The organism is Streptomyces sp. M2CJ-2 (assembly GCF_016757295.1).
Classification (GTDB): Bacteria; Actinomycetota; Actinomycetes; order Streptomycetales; family Streptomycetaceae; genus Streptomyces.
In genome coordinates, this window is record NZ_JAESIF010000008.1 from 123,286 (window position 1) to 137,579 (window position 14,294).

General features: G+C 73.2%; 13 protein-coding genes and 3 pseudogenes. 7 read left to right on the top strand and 9 right to left on the bottom strand.

What is annotated here, in order from left to right; translation table 11 throughout:
• The first annotated feature begins 34 nt into the window (after positions 1–34).
• On the top strand, positions 35–691 hold the full coding sequence (locus JL475_RS10020) for a phosphatidylserine decarboxylase (protein ID WP_109376283.1): 657 nt from the start codon (positions 35–37) through the stop codon (positions 689–691).
• Positions 692–713: 22 nt separating this feature from the next.
• Positions 714–1,529, top strand: a complete 816-nt coding sequence (gene pssA / locus JL475_RS10025) for a CDP-diacylglycerol--serine O-phosphatidyltransferase (RefSeq protein ID WP_202277200.1) — start codon at positions 714–716, stop codon at positions 1,527–1,529.
• 128 nt (positions 1,530–1,657) lie between these two features.
• Here the strand turns inward: pssA and JL475_RS10030 are convergent, their stop codons facing one another.
• Positions 1,658–2,830 carry a glycerate kinase gene (locus tag JL475_RS10030; RefSeq protein WP_202277093.1) on the bottom strand — a complete coding sequence of 391 codons (1,173 nt, stop codon included), beginning with the start codon at positions 2,828–2,830 and terminating at the stop codon, positions 1,658–1,660.
• Between the two features lie 168 nt (positions 2,831–2,998).
• Between JL475_RS10030 and JL475_RS10035 the strand changes: the two genes are divergently transcribed.
• From JL475_RS10035 to JL475_RS10045, 3 genes are all read left to right on the top strand, one after another.
• Positions 2,999–4,072, top strand: a complete 1,074-nt coding sequence (locus tag JL475_RS10035) for an ADP-ribosylglycohydrolase family protein (RefSeq protein WP_202277094.1) — start codon at positions 2,999–3,001, stop codon at positions 4,070–4,072.
• 158 nt (positions 4,073–4,230) lie between these two features.
• A complete protein-coding gene (locus JL475_RS10040) occupies positions 4,231–4,734 on the top strand; it encodes an NUDIX hydrolase (protein ID WP_202277095.1) in 504 nt (167 codons plus the stop codon).
• 74 nt (positions 4,735–4,808) lie between these two features.
• A complete protein-coding gene (locus tag JL475_RS10045) occupies positions 4,809–5,534 on the top strand; it encodes a Sir2 family NAD-dependent protein deacetylase (protein WP_202277096.1) in 726 nt (241 codons plus the stop codon).
• A gap of 30 nt (positions 5,535–5,564) precedes the next feature.
• On the opposite strand, the gene JL475_RS10050 is transcribed toward JL475_RS10045, so the two are convergent.
• The 3 genes and pseudogenes from JL475_RS10050 to JL475_RS10060 form a co-directional block, all read right to left on the bottom strand.
• Positions 5,565–6,047 carry a methylated-DNA--[protein]-cysteine S-methyltransferase gene (locus tag JL475_RS10050; protein WP_202277097.1) on the bottom strand — a complete coding sequence of 161 codons (483 nt, stop codon included), beginning with the start codon at positions 6,045–6,047 and terminating at the stop codon, positions 5,565–5,567.
• Between the two features lie 21 nt (positions 6,048–6,068).
• Positions 6,069–7,565, bottom strand: coding sequence for an AlkA N-terminal domain-containing protein (locus JL475_RS10055; RefSeq protein WP_272932914.1), 1,497 nt, complete (start codon positions 7,563–7,565; stop codon positions 6,069–6,071).
• Positions 7,566–7,630: 65 nt separating this feature from the next.
• Positions 7,631–9,606, bottom strand: a pseudogene (locus JL475_RS10060) (heavy metal translocating P-type ATPase).
• Between the two features lie 56 nt (positions 9,607–9,662).
• Between JL475_RS10060 and JL475_RS10065 the strand changes: the two are divergent.
• Positions 9,663–10,025, top strand: coding sequence for a metalloregulator ArsR/SmtB family transcription factor (locus JL475_RS10065; protein ID WP_202277098.1), 363 nt, complete (start codon positions 9,663–9,665; stop codon positions 10,023–10,025).
• A gap of 100 nt (positions 10,026–10,125) precedes the next feature.
• Here the strand turns inward: JL475_RS10065 and JL475_RS10070 are convergent.
• From JL475_RS10070 to JL475_RS39900, 4 genes and pseudogenes are all read right to left on the bottom strand, one after another.
• Positions 10,126–10,662, bottom strand: a pseudogene (locus tag JL475_RS10070) (cytosine permease); the annotation flags it as partial.
• 19 nt (positions 10,663–10,681) lie between these two features.
• Positions 10,682–11,891, bottom strand: a pseudogene (locus JL475_RS10075) (RNA-guided endonuclease InsQ/TnpB family protein).
• Positions 11,888–12,049 carry a toxin-antitoxin system HicB family antitoxin gene (locus tag JL475_RS10080; protein WP_202277099.1) on the bottom strand — a complete coding sequence of 54 codons (162 nt, stop codon included), beginning with the start codon at positions 12,047–12,049 and terminating at the stop codon, positions 11,888–11,890. The pseudogene JL475_RS10075 and the gene JL475_RS10080 overlap by 4 nt, the downstream one beginning before the upstream one ends.
• A gap of 36 nt (positions 12,050–12,085) precedes the next feature.
• A complete protein-coding gene (locus JL475_RS39900; RefSeq protein ID WP_237406771.1) occupies positions 12,086–12,340 on the bottom strand; it encodes a hypothetical protein in 255 nt (84 codons plus the stop codon).
• A gap of 11 nt (positions 12,341–12,351) precedes the next feature.
• Here JL475_RS39900 and JL475_RS10085 point away from each other — a divergent pair, with 11 nt between their 5' ends.
• Complete coding sequence (locus tag JL475_RS10085; protein ID WP_307825009.1) at positions 12,352–13,077, top strand: helix-turn-helix domain-containing protein; 726 nt, start codon at positions 12,352–12,354, stop codon at positions 13,075–13,077.
• A 63-nt stretch (positions 13,078–13,140) separates the two neighbouring features.
• Here JL475_RS10085 and JL475_RS10090 read toward each other — a convergent pair whose 3' ends face one another.
• Complete coding sequence (locus JL475_RS10090; RefSeq protein WP_202277100.1) at positions 13,141–13,908, bottom strand: HAD family phosphatase; 768 nt, start codon at positions 13,906–13,908, stop codon at positions 13,141–13,143.
• Positions 13,909–14,294 lie beyond the last annotated feature (386 nt).

Sequence of the window (14,294 nt, forward strand, 5' to 3'; positions counted from 1 at the left end):
CAGTGCGCGGCACTATCCGCTACGAAGGTCATCCATGCCCCACAGCAAAACCTCTGCATCTCGCGACAGCCTCGCCGGTGTACGCCTCGCGCGCGGAGCATCGCCGTGGCTTCTGCCGACCGTCGCCACCGCAGCCGTCAGCCTGGTCCGTGCCCGCCGCTCGGGTGCCGCCAAGGCCGTAGCCGTCCCCGCCACCGCTCTCGCGGCGGGGATGCTGTGGTTCTTCCGCGACCCCGAGCGCGAGATCGCCCGGGGCCGGGTCATCTCGCCCGCCGACGGTGTGGTGCAGAGCATCATGCCGTGGAAGGACGGCCGGACCCGTGTCGCGATCTTCATGAGCCCGCTCAACGTCCACGTCAACCGGGCGCCGCTGGCCGGCACGGTGACGTCGGTCGAGCACGTCCCCGGTGGCTTCGTTCCCGCCTTCAACAAGGAGAGCGAGAACAACGAGCGCGTGGTCTGGCACTTCGACACCGAGCTCGGTGACATCGAGATGATCCAGATCGCCGGCGCGGTGGCCCGCCGCATCGTCCCCTACGTGCCCCAGGGCACCAAGGTCGAGCAGGGCGACCGGATCGGCCTCATCCGGTTCGGCTCCCGGGTGGATCTCTACCTGCCCGAGGGCGTCGAGATCGACGTCGAGGTGGGGCAGAAGACCGTGGCAGGGGTGACTCGAATTGACCGTGATTGATCCTGAGACACAGGCCGGCTGGGTGCCCGACGCCGACGAGGAGGACGACGAGGAGGAGATGCCTCTCTCGCTCCGCCTGTCGATAGCGGACACCCTCACCCTCGGCAACGCCACCTGCGGCTTCATGGCCGTGTACTTCACCACCACCGGCATCCTGATCCCGCACCTCACGGGCAGCCAGGAGTCCGGCATGGCTCGTCACAGCGCGGCCACCGCCGTGATCCTGATGCTGTGCGCGGCCGTCTTCGACCTGTTCGACGGCCTGGTGGCCCGGAAGCTGCGCTCCTCCCCGATGGGCGCGGAACTGGACAACCTCTCGGACCTGATCAGCTTCGGCCTGGCACCGGCGTACTTCGTCCTCGTGTACGGCATGGTCGCGGACGACGCGCACCAGAGAGTGGCCGCGGTCAGCGCGATCGTGGTGCTGCTGGCGGTGGTGCTGAGGCTGGCGAGGTTCTCCTGCGTCACGGTCAAGGACGGCACCTTCCAGGGCATGCCGTCACCGTTCGGCGCGCTGACCGTCGTCTCGATCGTGCTGCTGGAGCTGCCGTTCGTGGCGACGGTGCTGGCGGTCCTGGGCACCGCCTGGCTGATGGTGAGCCGGGTCGAGTACCCGAAGCCGCGGGGCCCCCTCGCGGTGGCGATGCTGGCCTGGATCGTGCTGAGCATGGGGATGCTGACGGCGTGGGCCTTCGACGCCCCCAGCGGCCAGCTGCTGCTGCAGACGGGGTGCGCGCTGCAGCTGGTGATGGGCGCGGTGATCCCGCTGTTCGCCACGGCCCGCCGGGTGAACAACTTCCGCGACAACCGCCGCGAGGCGCGGGCGGCACAGTCGTAACGGCACTGCGAAGGGCCCCGAACCGTTCTTGGGTTCGGGGCCCTTCGCTTTTCGGCGGCCTTCTCACCTGCCGATGCCGGTCGGGTGGCGGGTGGCGGAGCCCCCTGGCACGGCGCGACCGGGCGGCCTCAGCTCAGGAAGTCCCGGGCGATCCGCTCCGCGGTCCGCTCCAGGATCGGTCCCGCCTGCGCGATGCACGCCGCCACGTCCGGCTCGAGATCCGTCAGCGCGTACGCCTGCCGGATCCCCGCCCGCCCCAGCGCCTCCGGCGACAGGGTGAGCCGCCCGCACACCGCGACGACCTCCTTGCCGGCGGCGCGTGCCGCGGCGGCGACCCCCGCCGGGGCCTTGCCGTGCAGGGTCTGCTCGTCCAGCGAGCCCTCACCGGTGATCACGAGGTCGGCCCGCTCCAGTGCGGGCGCGAATCCGAGGACGTCCAGCATCACCTCGATACCGGGCCGGAACCCGGCCCCGAGGAGCAGCGCGCCGAGCCCGATGCCGCCGGCCGCACCCGCGCCCGCCGAGCCGGCGAGCTCCGCGGCGGCCCTCACCCCGGCCGACTCCTCCAGCACCCGCACGAAGTGCCCGAGCGCCGCGTCCAGCCGCTCCACGTCCTGCGGCGAGGCACCCTTCTGCGGCCCGTAGACCGCCGGGGCGCCCTTCGGGCCGGTCAGCGGGTTGTCGACGTCGCTGGCGAGCACGAACTCGACCCGGCCCAGACGCGGGTCCAGGCCCGACAGATCGGCCGAGGCCAGCTCGGCGAGACCGCCGCCGCCCGGCGCCACCGGCTCACCGTCGGCTTTCAGGAAGCGGGCGCCCAGCGCGGCCAGCATGCCGGCGCCGCCGTCCGTGGTGGCGCTGCCGCCGACCCCGAACACCAGGGTGCGCGCACCCGCGTCCAGCGCGGCCCGCAGCAGCTCGCCGGAACCGTACGTGGACGCCGTCAGCGGTGCCGGTACGCCGTCCGGAAGCCGCTGGAGCCCGCTGGCCTCCGCCATCTCCACCACGGCGGTGTCGCCGCGCAGCGCGAAGACCGCCGTCACCTCGTCGCCGACGGGGCCGGTGACCCGTACCTCCCGCCGGTCGAAGCCGGCCGCGACCGCCGCCGCCACCGTGCCGTCACCGCCGTCGGCCACGGGCAGCGCCTCGACCTCGAGGTCCTGCACCACCCGACGCAGCCCGGCCGTCACCCGCTCGGCGACCTGCACGGCCGTCAGCGACCCCTTGAACTTGTCCGCGGCGACGAGCACCCGCTGTGCCGACCGTGCTGACCGAGTACCGCTCACTGCAGCGTCCGCCACTTTCGCAATCCCCTTGTTCTCCGGGTTCTCCGGGTCCCGTACGCGTGTCGAGGCCGGTCGCGCGCCCCTGCGACCCTAACCGGCGGGCACCCGCGGCGTCGCCCCCCGGACCGGCGGACGCCCGGTCGGGAGGGCGCGGTCGCGGCCGGAATCGGGTAGACCGGACCCATGACCGCTGTGGAGACGGGACCGGGGCTCGCCGACCGCGTCCTCGGGGGCTGGCTGGGCCGGATCGCGGGCAACATGCTGGGCAAGCCGGTGGAGCAGGGCGAGGTGTGGACCCGTGAGCGCATCGACCGCTACCTGCGCCGTGCGGCGGCCCTCCCCCTCGACGACTACCTGCCCGAACCGCTCGCCGAGAGCGACCGCCGCGACCTGCGCCCCGAGTGGCGGTCCTGCGTCCGCGGCCGCGTCCACGGCAGCTGCCGGGACGACGACGTCGACTACGCGATCCTCGGCCTGCACCTGCTGGAGACCCACGGCTTCGGCTTCAGCACCGAGCAGGTGGGCGACCTGTGGCTGCTGCGGCTGCCGTACCTGCAGACGTTCACCGCGGAACGCGCGGCGTACCGGAACCTCGCGAACGGCCGCAGGCCGCCGCTGACGGCCACCTACGACAACCCGTACCAGGAGTGGATCGGCGCCCTGATCCGCGCCGACATCCACGGCTGGACGTCCCCCGGCGCCCCGCGCCGCGCGGCCTCGCTGGCCCGCCGGGACGCGGTGCTGTCGCACACCGGCAACGGGGTCTACGGCGCGATGTGGGCGGCGGCGCTGATCTCGGCGGCGTTCACGGCGTCCACGGTGCGCCACGCCGTGGACGAGGCGCTGACGGTGATCCCGGCGGGCTGCCGCCTGGCCCGCACCGTGCGCAGGGTATGCGCCCTGCACGACACCGGGCTGGCCTGGGAGGACACGCTCGCCACCGTCGAGGAGGAGACGGCGGGCCTCGGCTGGATCCACACCGTCCCGAACGCCGCCGTCCTCACCGCCGGTCTGCTGTACGGCGACGGTGACTTCACCCGCACCGTCGCCCTGACCGTGCGCGGTGGCCTGGACACCGACTCCAACGGGGCGACGGCGGGCTCGGTGGCCGGCGTCCTGTGCGGCGCGTCGGCCGTTCCGAACCAATGGAAGGACCCCCTTCAGGACACGGTACGCAGCGCGGTCTTCGGCTTCGACGGGGTACGCATCAGCGAGCTGGCGGAGCGGACGCTGCGGCTGGCACGGGCAGCGTCCTGATCCCGGCTCCGGATACGGGCGGTGCAGCCGGCGGCTCGTGCGCCCCGGCGCGTGCGCCGTCCGGTGTCGAGCCCGGGACCGGGGTGTGCTGCCGTGCGCCCTGGTCGGGCCGCTCCGGTCGCCACGGTGGCGTTCCCCGGCGCCACTACCCTGCCTGTATGACCACCACGCAGGACGTTCAGGACTTCGCCGCCTACCTCGCCTCGCTCCCCCGGATCTTCGCCGGCGCGGCCGCCCTCTTCCGGGACGACGAGGGCCGGGTGCTGCTCGTCGAGCCGAACTACCGGGAGGGGTGGACGCTGCCCGGCGGCACGATCGAGTCGGACGACGGGGAGACCCCGCGGCAGGGTGCGCGGCGCGAGACGGCCGAGGAGATCGGGCTCGACCGGCCGCTCGGGCGGCTGCTCGCGGTGGACTGGGTGCGGTGGCCCGGACGCCCCCCGATGGTGGCGTACCTGTACGACGGCGGGGTGCTCGGCGCGGACGACCTCGCGGCGATCCGGTTGCAGGAGGAGGAGCTGCTGTCCTGGCGGCTCGTACCGCGCGAGGAGCTGGCCGGGTACCTCCAGGGTTCCCTGGGGCGCCGGGTGCTGGTCGCCCTGGACGTCCTCGCCGACGGCTCGGACACCGCCGAGCTGGAGAACGGGCACCGGGTGCACTGACCCGTGCCCGCCCGGTGCCCCGCCCGTGGATATCGGCTCGCCGCGACGGTCGGCGTCCGCCTACCCTCGGCTGCATGAGCAAGCCTCTCGTCGCCCTTCTCAGCGGTGCCGGCGTCAGCACCGACTCCGGCATCCCCGACTACCGGGGCCCGAACGGGCTGTGGCGGCGGGACCCGGAGGCCGAGAAGCTCGTGACGTACGAGTACTACATGGGCGACCCGGACATCCGGCGCCGGTCCTGGCAGATGCGGCGCAAGAACCGCGCGCTCGCGGCGGAGCCGAACGCCGCGCACCGGGCCGTGGCCGAGCTGGAGCGGTCCGGGGTGCCGGTGCGGGTGATCACGCAGAACGTGGACGGGCTGCACCAGCTCGCCGGGATGCCCGCCCGCAAGGTGCTCGAGCTGCACGGCACGGTACGCGGTGTGGTGTGCACGGGCTGCCGGGCCCGAAGCCCCATGGAGGACGCGCTCGCCCGGGTCGAGGCCGGGGAGGAGGACCCGCCGTGCCTGGTGTGCGGCGGGATCCTCAAGTCGGCGACGGTGATGTTCGGCGAGCGGCTCGACCCTGTGGTGCTCGGCGACGCGCTCGCGATCAGCAAGGCCTGCACCGTCTTCATCGCCGTCGGCACCAGCCTCCAGGTCCATCCCGCCGCCGGCCTCGCGGGCGTCGCCGCCGACCACGGTGCCCGGCTCGTCATCGTCAACGCCGAGCCGACGCCGTACGACGACCGCGCCGACGAGATCATCCGGGAGCCGATCGGCACGGCCCTGCCCGCGCTGCTCGGCCGGATCGCGACCTAGCCCGGATCGTGGGACAGCCCGGATCGCCGCTCAGAACAGGGCCGTTCCCCGCTCGAAGTCCAGCAGGCGCTGCTTGCGGGCCAGGCCGCCGCCGTAGCCGGTGAGGCCGCCGCTCGCGCCGATGACACGGTGGCAGGGGACGATGATGCCGATCGGGTTGCGGCCGTTGGCGAGGCCGACCGCGCGGGAGGCCTTGGGGTTGCCGAGGACGTCGGCGAGTTGGCCGTAGGAGCGGGTCTCGCCGTACGGGATGCGCGTCAGCTGGTCCCAGACGCGACGCTGGAACGGGGTGCCGTGCAGGCGCAGTTCGAGGGTGAACTCCTTCAACTCGCCCGCGAAGTAGGCCTTCAGCTGTTCCTTCGCCGCGGGGCAGACGGTGTCGTCGCGGTCTCCGAAGGTCTCCTCCTGGGGGCGGTGGCGCTGGTCGGTCATGTAGAGGCCGCACAGGACGCCGTCGTCGGCGACGAGCGTCAGCAGGCCGTAGGGGCTGTCGATCACGGTGTGCTGTTTCATCGGCTGTGACTCTCTGTTTCGTTACGCCGGCAGGAAGTTGATCGGGTGGCTGTCCGTCGCCCACAGGTACTGGACCGCGTACGCCCGCCAGGGCCGCCAGGCCGCCGCGCGTGCGGTGAGCGCGGCCGGGGTGGACGGCAGACCGAGTTCGCGGGCGGCGCGGCGGATGCCGAGGTCGGTGGGGAGGAAGGCGTCGGGGTCGCCCAGGGCGCGCATGGCGATGACGTCGGCCGTCCAGGGGCCGAAGCCGGGGAGGGCGAGGAGCTTCTCGCGGGTCTCGGGCCAGTCGCTCCCGACGCCCAGCCGGAGGCCGCCGTCGGCGAGTTCGCGGACCAGGGTGGTGAAGGTGGTCCGGCGGGTGCGGGGCATGGCCAGGGTCTCGGGGTCCAGGGCGGCCAGTGCCTCGGGCGAAGGGAAGAGGTGGGTGAGGCCTCCTTCGGGGTCCGGGTCGTCCACCGGCTCGCCGTGCGCGGTGACCAGGCGGGCCGCGTGGGTGCGGGCGGCGGCCGTGGAGACCTGCTGGCCGAGCACGGCCCGGACGGCGAACTCCGCCTCGTCGACCGTACGCGGGACCCGGCGGCCGGGCGCCTTGTCGACCAGGGGTGCGAGCACCGGGTCGGTGCGCAGCCGGTCGTCGACGGCCACCGGGTCGGCGTCCAGGTCGAGGAGCCGGCGGCAGCGGCTGATGGCGACGGTGAGGTCGCGCGGGTCGGTGAGGGTGAGGCGGCAGGCGATGTGGTCGGGCCGCGGGGCCAGGGCCACGACGCCGTGCCCGTACGGCAGCCGCAGCGTGCGCCGGTAGGCGCCGTCCTTCCACTCCTCCACGCCGGGTACGGCGGTCGCGGCGAGGTGGCCGAAGAGGTTGTCGGGGTTGAGCGGCGCGCGGAACGGCAGGCGCAGGGACAGCGCGCCGGGGGTGCTCGTGGGGTTGCCGGAAGTCCGCTGCGGCGCGCGGGCGCGCAGGTCGCTCGGGGCGAGGGCGAAGACCTCGCGCACCGTGTCGTTGAAGGAGCGGACGGAGGAGAACCCGGCGGCGAAGGCGATCTCCGTCATCGGCAGGGCCGTCGTCTCGATGAGCAGCCGCGCGGTCTGGGCGCGCTGGGCCCGGGCGAGGGCGAGGGGGCCCGCGCCCAGTTCGGCGAGCAGTTGGCGTTCCACCTGCCGGGTGCTGTAGCCGAGCCGGGCGGCGAGGCCGGGCACGCCCTCCCGGTCCACGGTCCCGTCGGCGATCAGCCGCATGGCACGGGCCACGGCGTCGGCACGCCGGTTCCACTCCGGGGATCCGGGGCTGGTGTCGGGCCGGCACCGCTTGCAGGCCCGGAACCCCGCCTGCTGGCAGGCCGCCGCGCTCGGCTGGAAGACCATGTTCTCGGGCTTGGGCGGTACCGCCGGGCAGCTGGGCCGGCAGTAGATGCCGGTGGTCAGGACGGCGGTGAAGAACCAGCCGTCGAACCGCGCGTCCTTGGACCGGACGGCCCGCACGCAGCGTTCGGTGTCGGTGTGCATCCCCTTCTGCATGGGTCCAGCATCGGGGACGGGGCGGGCGGGGGCTCGCAGGAATCCGACATGAACCTCCGTGAACCTCAGTCGGTCTGCGCCGCCCCGGTTCGCCATGCCGACTCGCGCAGCAGCCGCAGTCCGTTGAGGCCGACCAGTACGGTCGAGCCCTCGTGGCCGGCGACGCCGAGCGGGAGCGGAAGGTGGCCGATCAGGTCCCACAGGACCAGGACGGTGATGGCCGTGCCCGCGATGACGAGGTTCTGCACGACCAGGCGGCGGGCGGTCCGGGACAGCCGTACGACCGCGGGCACGGCCGCGAGCTCGTCCCGCACGACGACCGCGTCCGCCGTCTCCAGGGCCAGGTCGGACCCCGCGCGTCCCATGGCGACGCCCGTGTGGGCGGCGGCGAGGGCGGGCGCGTCGTTGACGCCGTCACCGACGAAGAGGACCTTGCGGCCGGCGTCCTGGAGACCCCGGACGGCGTTCACCTTGTCCTCGGGCAGGAGTCCGGCGCGGACGTCGGTGAGACCGGTCGCGCCGGCCACGTGTGCGGCGGCCCGCGCGTTGTCGCCGGTGAGGAGGGCGGGCGCGGTTCCGGTGAGCGCGGTCAGTGCGGCGGCTGCCCCGGGGGCGTCGGGGCGGAGGCGGTCGGTGAGGACGAGGGTGCCCACGGGGGTGCCGTCACGGGTGACGCGGACGACGGTCCCGCCGTCGGCCACCGCCTCCCCCTCTGCCGCCTCTGCCCCCTTTGCCGCCTCTGCTGCTTCTGCCGCCTCTGCGCGCCCGACGGTCACCACGGCGCCCGCCACCGTGGCGGTGACGCCGCGGCCGGGCACGGCGGTGAAGTCCGCGGCGGGGGTGAGGGGCAGCTCGCGGGCGTGGGCGGCGGCCACCACGGCGCGGGCCAGCGGGTGCTCGCTGGAGTGCTCGGCGGACGCGGCCAGGGCGAGCAGGGCGTCCTCGTCGAGGCCGGAACCGGGCAGCGGGCGTATCGCCGTCACCTCGGGGGCGCCCTCGGTGAGGGTGCCGGTCTTGTCGAGGGCCGCCGCGTCGATCTCGCCGAGACGTTCCATGGCGACGGCCGACTTCACCAGTACGCCGTGCCGTCCGGCGTTGGCGATGGCGGACAGCAGGGGCGGCATCGTGGCGAGCACGATCGCGCACGGCGAGGCGACGATCATGAAGGTCATCGCGCGCAGCAGGGCGTCGGTGAGGTTCTCGCCGAAGGCGAGCGGGATGCCGAAGACGGCGAGGGTGGCCACGACCACGCCGACCGAGTACCGCTGCTCGACCTTCTCGATGAAGAGCTGGGTCGGCGCCTTGGTGCGGGACGCCTCCTCGACCAGGGCGACGATGCGGGCGATCACGGAGTCGGCCGGGTCGCGCTCGACGCGGACCTTCAGGGCGCCGGTGCCGTTGAGGGTGCCGGCGAAGACCTCGTCGCCGGGCGCTTGACGACCGGCAGCGACTCGCCGGTGATGGTGGCCTGGTCGGCCTCGCTGACGCCGTCCAGGACGGTGCCGTCGGCGCCGATGCGCTCTCCGGGGCGGACCAGCAGGACGTCGCCGGGGGTGAGTTCGGCGGTGGGTACGGACTCCTCGCCGGTGCCGGTCAGCCGGGTCGCCGTGGTGGGCGCGAGGTCGAGCAGGCCGCGCACGGAGTCGGCGGTGCGGGCGGTGGCCAGGGCCTCCAGGGCGCCCGAGGTGGCGAAGATGACGATCAGCAGGGCGCCGTCGAAGACCTGGCCGATCGCGGCGGCACCCAGCGCGGCGACGATCATCAGCAGGTCGACGTCGAGGGTCTTCTCACGCAGCGCCCGGAGTCCTTCGAGGGCCGGTTCCCAGCCGCCGCACCCGTAGGCGACCGCGTACAGGAGCCCCCACGCCCAGACCGGCGCACCGCCGAGATCGAGCGCGAGACCGAGCAGGAAGGCGACGAGCGCGGCCAGGGCCCAGCGCGCCTCCGGCAGGGCGAGGGCGCGGGTGCGGCGCCGCGCCACCGGGGCACCGGCGGACGACGGGGACGTGGGAGCGAGAGTCACGGACACGCGCAGCACCATACAGGAACACATGAAGACTCGTTCATGCCTACATGCGCACTGAGTAGGATGTCCGCATGGGTCATGGAGCCGTCATCCCCGCGCAGGGCGACGCCGAGCGCGTCCGTCTGGACGCGGACAACGTCGCGAAGGTCGCCACCACGCTTCAGGCCCTGTCCACCCCGTCCCGGCTGCTGATCCTGGCCCGGCTGCGCGAAGGACCGCTGCCGGCCACGGAGTTGGCCGCGGAGGTGGGCATGGAGCAGTCGGCGTGCTCGCACCAGCTGCGGCTGTTGCGCAACCTCGGCCTGGTGGTGGGCGAACGCCGGGGCCGCTCCGTCGTGTACGCGCTGCACGACCACCATGTCGCCAGCCTGCTCGACCAGGCCGTGTACCACGTGGAGCATCTGCGACTCGGGATCACCGACGCGGCCGAGTGACCGCGCCGCCCCGTCCGCCGGGGAAAGCCGACGGGGCGGGCCCGCGGTTGCGCGGGCCCGCCCCGTGGTCCACGGCGCGCGGTTCGGCCGTCCGGACGGGTCAACCGACCGGTGCCGGCTCCGCCGGTGCCTCCTGCGCCTCCTGCGGGCCGCCGCTGATCGGCAGGACCTCGGCGTCGGAGGCCCGCACGAGGCGGGGTCCCGCCGGTCCGTACACCCCGCGCGGCTCGGGGAACAGGGCGAGGAGGACCAGGTAGAGCACCGCCGCGAGGACCAGACCGACCGGCAGCGAGATGTCCATGCCGTCGGCCAGGTTGCCGAGCGGTCCGACGAACTGGCCGGGCAGGTTGGTGAAGAGCAGGGCCACCGCGGCGGAGACCAGCCAGGTGGCCAGGCCGCGCCAGTTCCAGCCGTGGCTGAACCAGTAGCGCCCGCCCGTGCGGCGCTGGTTGAAGACCTGGAGCGCCTCCGGGTCGTACCAGCCCCGGCGGGTGACGTAGCCGAGGGCCATCACGATCATCCACGGCGCGGTGCAGGTGATGATCAGGGTGGCGAAGGTGGAGATCGACTGCGTGAGGTTCAGCCAGAACCGGCCGACGAAGATGAACACGGTGACTCCACCCACCGCCAAAGCGGCGGGCTTCCTGTGTCAGTGGCTAGGCCGCCGCACAGAGGGCCAGCCCGGCCCTGTTGAGGATGTTCACCGCGCCGACGTGGTCCGCGTTCGAGGTGAACCCACACGCCGTGCACTGGAACTTTGCCTGAGTGGTGCGGTTCTCCGCTGCGACATGCCCGCACTCGGGGCAGGTGCGGGAGGTGTTGCGGGGCTCCACGGCAATGACGGTCCGACCGGCGCTTTCAGCCTTGTGGGTGAGGATCGCGAGGAACACCCCCCCAACCCGCGTCGAGGATGGATCGGTTGAGTCCGGCCTTCGCGGCCCGCTGGTTGGGCAGGAACACGCCGGGCCGGTCCGGGTCGGGCTTCGGTTTCGGAGCGCGGGTCATGCCCGCGGTGTTGAGTCTTTCGTGGGCGATCGTGTCGTGCCCGGCCACGAGGTGGCGGGCGGTCTTGTGGGTGTGGTCGAGGCGTTGGCGGCGAATCTTCGCGTGGATCTTCGCGACACGGCGGGCGGCGGCCCGGTGCTTCTTCGTGCGCTGCCGGGTGCGTTTCGGGAACGTCGCGAGATGCCGCTGTGCTTCGGTCAGGTCCTCCGCCGCCGCTTTGAGGAAGCGGGGGTTGGGGACGTGTTCGCCGTCGGAGGTGGTGAGGAAGTATGTGACGCCCATGTCGATGCCGATGGCCGCGCCCGTGGCTGGAAGAGGGCCGGCGGGCACGTTGTCGCAGGCGAGGACCACGTACCAGTTCTTGCCTTCGCGCTTTACGGAGACGGTCTTGACGCGGCCCTCGACCGGCCGGTGCTGGTGGACACGGACGTGCCCGACGTCCTGGAGGCGGACACGGGTGTGCCGGTCGTTGGGGGTGGAGTCCCAGCGGCAGCCGTCGCCGTCCTTCGGAAAGACGACGGTGTCGAAGTGCCCGACGCCCTTGAACCGGGGGTACCCCGGCGTCTGCCGGGCCTTGATCCGGCGGAAGAACGCCTGGAATGCCTTGTCGAGGCGGCGCAGGGTGGCCTGCTGGGAGGAGAACGACCAGCGGCCCTGACGCTCCGGGTCGAACGCCCTGATCTCCTTCAGCTGTGCCGACTGCTCCCCGTATCGGACTGTGGTCTTCGAGGCGTGCCGGTAGGCGTCCCGCCGCTCCTGGAGTGCGGCGTTGTACAGCGAGCAGTGATCCCGCAGCATTTCGCCCAGCGCGACCGACTGACGGGCTGTGGGTCGCAGGAGGAACTTGTACGCGCGGATCACGACCGGCGCCTCCGCTCAAGGCGCAGGGCGTCGGCCAGGAGGACACACGCGGCGGCGTTGATCGAGATGCCCGCCCGGTGGGCGTACTCCTCGACCTGCCGCTTCAGCTCCGGGGGGACACGCAGGTTCAGCGACTCCCGGGCATCTCCTCCAGCCACAACCAAAACGCTACCACTTCTGACGGACACTCATATTTATGATCCACCGCCGCGCGACTCCATGGCGCGGCGACGGATTCGATCCCTCACCGGCTGGAGTCGGTGGTCCCCCGAAAGGACACTGATGGCCAGGACGCCGATGAGGATCGCCACCTGGACGCGGCTGAAGCGGGTGAAGACGCTGCAGAAGTCCAGCCCGGTGCCGTACAGCGCGGTCGTGCCGGTGGACAGGCACCGATCAGCGCGATGAGGCAGGGCGCCCAGCCCGCCGGTCTGGCGGTCGTCCAGCACACATCGCCACGGTGGCGGCGCTGCAAGTGGCGATGGTGCGCAACGAGCGCGAGACACTGCGCCGCGAGGGCGCCGAGACCCTGGCGGAGCTGCTTCAGGAGGTGCTCGACCCGGCGGCCGCCCGCCGCAGGCTCGCCCGGCACTCCATCGAGGGCGACGCCGTCCTGTTCGTGGTCCGGCACGCTCCCGACGAGGCGCTGCTGCACTGCCTCGAGGACCATCCCCACCTGCTGCTCACCCGCGGCGGCGACCGTTATGTGCTCGGCGCCCCGGAACTGGCCGACGCCATCGGCGGGCTGCCGGCCGTGGCGGCCGGGATGAGCCGCCCCTTCCGTCCGGGCGCGGCCCTGAAGGTCGCCCAGCGCGAAGCCCTGTGGGCGGTCTCGAAGGCGGTCGAGTCGGCCCGCCCACTGGTCCGTTACGGTGCCGACGCGACGGGCCGCTGGCTGCCCGAGGACCCCGCGGTGCTGACCGCGCTGGTCGACCACGTGCTCGGCGAGGTGTTGCGCTACGACGCGGCCCACGACTCCCAGCTGCTCCTCTCCGTCCGCACCTGGATGGAGCGCGACCGCCGCACCGAGACCGCCGCGGCGGCGCTGCACATCCACCCGAACACGCTCGCCTACCGCCTGCGCCGCTTCGGCGCCCTCTCCGGCCGCGACCTGTCCTCCACCGGTGCCCTGACGGAGGTGTGGCTCGCCATCCAGGCGGCGGGCGCCCTGGGCCTCACCGACTGACGCCCTCCGCCGGAGGCCCTCGCCGGACGTCGCGGGCCGGACGGGCCCTTCACGAGGGGCCCCTCACGACGGGTCCTGTCCCCTTCCGCCGCCCGGGGCCGGACCGGGCACCCGGGTCCGGGCCCACGCCAGGAGCTCGGGAGCGTCCAGGGAGGTCACCCACAGGTCGGCCCCTCCCCCGTCCTCGCCGTCCGGCCGGGGGCCGACGCCGAGCACCCGCAGTCCGGCCCGGCGGGCCGACTCCACACCGGTCAGGGAGTCCTCGACCGCCAGCGCCCGCCCGGGACGGACACCGCACAGCCGGGCCGCCTCGGCGTAGACGTCGGGCCACGGCTTGGGCCGTACCGCTTCCGCCGCGGGCGCTCCGGCCGGGCCGTCCGCCTCCCGCGGTGCCTCGGACGGAACGACGACGTGCTGGAAGCGTTCCCGCAGTCCGGCCCGGGCGAGGCTCTCCTCGACCACCTCCAGCGGGCAGTTGCTGGCCACCGCCAGGGGCAGCCGGCCGGAGAGCAGCCGCACCAGTTCGACGGCGCCCGGCATCGTCACCGGGTCGTCGGCGACGAGGGACAGGAAGTGGCCGAGGAGCGAGGCGGTCAGGTCGGCCGTCAGTTCGGGCTTGCGCACCGACTCCGCCATCAGCCGCCCGCAGTGGGCGTAGTGCACGCCCTTGGCCTGCTCCGCGAACCCCGGCGGAGCCTTGAACCCGAAGCTCCGGAAGGCCCGGCGACGCGCTTCCTGCCAGTGGCGTTCGCTGTCCATCAACGTGCCGTCGCAGTCGAAGACGACTGCCTCGGGGGACCAGTCGAGCAAAGGGCGTACCGGAGTGGTCACAGCGGCCTCCTGAAGGGGCGGGCGGTCACACGCGGCGTGACCGCGGTCCAGGTCTGGCGGCATCTCGTGCCGGGCGCGCCGCAGGCCGGCGCGTGTCAGGGCTCAACCGGAGCGCGGAATTGCGCGCATTCCTGACTTTCGACAGCAACCGGAAACATCACGCCCGTTACGTTATTTCCGCTCCGGAGAGTGCGGCAATGACCGCAAGGAGTTATCGACGGTGAGGGTGGCCCGGGTGTATGGGCCCCTGGGCGCCGACCGGGCCGGCCAGAAACGCGAGCCTTCAACGCGACTGCCCGTCAGTCCAGTTGGGGCATATTCACCAGGCAACCCGCACCAGCGGCGCCGGGCCCTGCGGCGGCCGAGCGAAGCCGGAAAAACAGCGG

Coding starts and splice junctions, on each gene's coding strand:
- JL475_RS10040 (WP_202277095.1), top strand. CDS start 4,231: ATGACCACCACGCAGGACGTTCAGGACTTCGCCGCCTACCTCGCCTCG.
- JL475_RS10035 (WP_202277094.1), top strand. CDS start 2,999: ATGACCGCTGTGGAGACGGGACCGGGGCTCGCCGACCGCGTCCTCGGG.
- JL475_RS10065 (WP_202277098.1), top strand. CDS start 9,663: ATGGGTCATGGAGCCGTCATCCCCGCGCAGGGCGACGCCGAGCGCGTC.
- JL475_RS10020 (WP_109376283.1), top strand. CDS start 35: ATGCCCCACAGCAAAACCTCTGCATCTCGCGACAGCCTCGCCGGTGTA.
- JL475_RS10050 (WP_202277097.1), bottom strand. CDS start 6,047: ATGAAACAGCACACCGTGATCGACAGCCCCTACGGCCTGCTGACGCTC.
- JL475_RS10055 (WP_272932914.1), bottom strand. CDS start 7,565: ATGCAGAAGGGGATGCACACCGACACCGAACGCTGCGTGCGGGCCGTC.
- JL475_RS10045 (WP_202277096.1), top strand. CDS start 4,809: ATGAGCAAGCCTCTCGTCGCCCTTCTCAGCGGTGCCGGCGTCAGCACC.